Consider the following 312-nt stretch of genomic DNA (forward strand, 5'->3'; position numbering starts at 1 on the left):
AAAAGGGAATCCGGTGCCGCGCCCCGCGCGCTCAACCCGGAGCTGCCCCCGCAACTGTAATCGGCGAGTCCTGCGCCCTCTCTGCCACTGGAATCTTTCCGGGAAGGCTGGCGCAAGGCGATGACCCGTGAGCCAGGAGACCTGCCATGCACATCACCTTCAACAGTTTGGGGCGGGGTGTCCCTGACAAGAGGCATGGCTCACACCATTTCACTTGCTCGTTTTCCTGACGGCTCGAGTGCAGCGCACGGCGCGTCCGTGCGCATGGCGCCGCACGCCTGTCCGTCGGAGATCCGCCCTGCCCGCACCGGA

General features: G+C 65.7%; 1 riboswitch.

Features of this window, described 5'->3' with window-relative positions:
• Positions 1-163, forward strand: a riboswitch (cobalamin riboswitch). This riboswitch is flagged as partial in the annotation.
• Positions 164-312: the final 149 nt, after the last annotated feature.

This window comes from Thauera sp. 27 (genome assembly GCF_000310125.2).
Lineage (GTDB): Bacteria > Pseudomonadota > Gammaproteobacteria > Burkholderiales > Rhodocyclaceae > Thauera > Thauera mechernichensis.